Genomic DNA, 2,122 nt, shown 5'->3' with positions numbered 1-2,122 from the left:
GATCGAGTCCATGATCGCCGACGTCGCGGCCTACATTCCGGGCTACCGACTGAAGCAGCCTGTGCAGATCACCGCGATATTGCCGGACGCTTCGCCGCATCCGCCCGCCGGCGGTGCTGCGGTGACCCATCAGGTTTCGGTGTCCCTGGAGGTGGAGTGCGCAACTCGTGCCGCGAATGTGGACCTCATGACTTCGGCGGCACTGCGTGTCGCCGAGCGTATCGCCGCCACCACCTCGGCGAGCGTGAAGTGACGGTCCGCCGATAGTGTCGCGCGGTCGCGGATGGCGTGCCCCGAGCAGAAAGTGGTCAGCGTTTGCTCGCCGCCCGCGCGATCACTCGAAAGACCTGCTCGCGCAGCTGCCGCCGGACGCGAACGGAACGCGGCGGCGGGGCGATCTCTGGAGCCGATGCCCCGAATCGGGGAAACAACGCGGCCGCGTTGCCGCGTTCGATCCTATGTCTGGCTGCGTCATCCAGACCGCGGTAGGTATCGAGACCGGCGTTGAAATAGTGCACCGCCGGTTCGGGTGCGAACGGCCAATCGCTGCCGTAGAGCACATGTCCGGGCTCGGCGAACGCGAGCAGGGACGGCAGTGCGGCGGCACTGGCCGACAGAGCGGTGTCGAAGTAGAAGCTCGCGAAGTCGTCGAGCACATCGAGCGGACTGGCGCCGGTCTGATCGAAGATGCTGAGCGCCATCCGGTGCGCGGCGTAGGGAATGAATCCACCGGCATGGCTGAGCACGAACCGAATCCGTGGATAGCGGCGACGGATTCCGTTGCGCACCAACAGATATGCTGCCCGGGTCGTGTCGAGTAGGAAGTCCGCTGCGAAGGGCGGGATACCGGGAACCGGATCGGCTGTCAGGTCCGCGGGATGCACGAAGACGATCGCCGAGCGCTGATCGAGCACTCGGAACAGGTCGTCCTGACCGTCGGCGCCGAGATAGGTGCCCCGGGCATTCGCCAACAACACCACTCCGTCGGCGCCGAGTGTGTCCAAGGCGCGTTCCGCCTCGGCGGCCGCGGCCGGCACGTCGGGCATCGGCAGTGTCGCGAAGAATCCGAAACGGCCCGGATGGGCGGCGGCAAGCGCCGCGGAGTAGTCATTGAGGTCGCGGGCCAGCTCTGCCGCCGCGCGAGCGTCGGTCAGGAAGGCGGTGCCGGGTGTGGAGACCGACAGCACGGCCCCGGCAATCCCCGCCCCCGTCATCATCCGAAGGGCCTCTTCCGCACTCCACCGCGGCAGCTCCCGACCGCCGGCCGCGCTGATGCCGTGCGATGCCAGCACCTCCCGGTACAGCGGTGGGATCAGATGTTGATGGACATCTATGCGGTCATTCGACAACGTGGTTTCCTTCGTCGGCCGTAATTCGCCGGACGGCTACCGGAGCGCCTGATCCAAGTTCGACGCGACGACGAGACTGTCGGCAAAATGACTCTAGTCACAATTCTGACAACTTGATCATTTCGCGTCCGGGGACACTTGTACCATAACTGAGGATTTCATCATAACTGGGCGGAAGGCGTCATGACAAGCGCGGACGGGAAGGGTAACTCCGGTGGTACTTCCTACGGCGCCGAATCGGCGATCGTGCGCGACGACGGCACACGCCTGGCTCGCGCGCTGACGCTCGACCGGGTGCTGCGCTCGAAGTGTCTGCCGGTCACTGTCTCCGCGCCGTGGGGGCTGACGATCGCGACCGGCGGATCGAACCGTCATGCAGGACGAGCTCAGCAGGCAGACCCGCCATCGCGGGCCGATCGTGGGCTGACGAGGCGCGGACCGGTCGATACGAGCGGGCTCACGCCAGGCCGGTGAGCTGATCGCTGACCGAGCGCAGATGCTGGGCGACCGAGGCATCCCGGGCCAGTTCGGAGGGCTGGCGGATTCGGTTGTCCTCGAAGTACTCACCGGTGATGGTGGCGACGGCTGGATCCGCGGCCAGGTAGGCCACCCGCCGCCCGCCCTCCTCTGGCGAAACCATCACGGCACGTTTGAGCACCGACAGCAGTGGACGCGCGATAGCAGGGGCGCGATTCCAGATGTCGGTGGCGACCACGCCCGGATGCAACGCGTTGACGGTAACGCCGGTGCCCGCCAATTCCGCGGCCAGACTG

Annotated in this window: 2 protein-coding genes and 1 pseudogene; 1 reads left to right on the top strand and 2 read right to left on the bottom strand. The window is 66.4% G+C overall.

Annotated features, from left to right (window positions below; all coding sequences use genetic code 11):
* Positions 1-253: pseudogene (locus tag AC5592_RS34345) on the top strand (acetaldehyde dehydrogenase); the annotation flags it as partial.
* A 55-nt stretch (positions 254-308) separates the two neighbouring features.
* Here the strand turns inward: AC5592_RS34345 and AC5592_RS34340 are convergent.
* Together AC5592_RS34340 and AC5592_RS34335 are read right to left on the bottom strand one after the other, a co-directional pair.
* Positions 309-1,349 carry an amidohydrolase family protein gene (locus tag AC5592_RS34340; protein WP_063066583.1) on the bottom strand — a complete coding sequence of 347 codons (1,041 nt, stop codon included), beginning with the start codon at positions 1,347-1,349 and terminating at the stop codon, positions 309-311.
* A 457-nt stretch (positions 1,350-1,806) separates the two neighbouring features.
* On the bottom strand, positions 1,807-2,122 hold a 316-nt coding region (locus AC5592_RS34335; RefSeq protein ID WP_157122447.1), incomplete at its 5' end, for an SDR family oxidoreductase.

The sequence above is a fragment of the Nocardia violaceofusca NBRC 14427 genome (assembly GCF_963869435.1).
GTDB lineage: Bacteria > Actinomycetota > Actinomycetes > Mycobacteriales > Mycobacteriaceae > Nocardia > Nocardia aobensis.
The sequence above is the reverse complement of the archived record's forward strand: the minus strand, read 5'-3'. Positions and strand labels throughout refer to the sequence as shown.